Source organism: Agathobaculum sp. TL06, assembly GCF_054658635.1.
On the sequence record NZ_BAAGGY010000085.1, the window covers coordinates 1 to 276 of the forward strand.

Genomic DNA, 276 nt, shown 5'->3' on the forward strand with positions numbered 1-276 from the left:
TTTGGTTAGGGGACGGTTTTCCGACCATCATAAGGTCGGTTTTCTGACCATCAGTAGGACGGTTTTCCGGCTCTATGAGGGTCGGATTTCCGGCCATCAGTTGGTCGGAAAACTGTACCTGTGGCACTCGCGGCACTTTGACATAAAGCCGGTTCGGTGCGGAGAAGCCGCCCCGTTCCCGTTCCAGCAGCCCCGCCATGTCCAGTTCATTAAGCGCCCCCTTTATGGTGGTGCTGCCCTTATCCAGTATTTCGGCTATCTCCGCGATGGGATAGA

The 276-nt window shown here is 55.4% G+C and carries 1 pseudogene; it reads right to left on the minus strand.

Annotated elements, in window-relative coordinates:
- A pseudogene (locus tag ACYQ3S_RS15735) lies at positions 1 to 276 on the minus strand (replication initiator protein A); the annotation flags it as partial.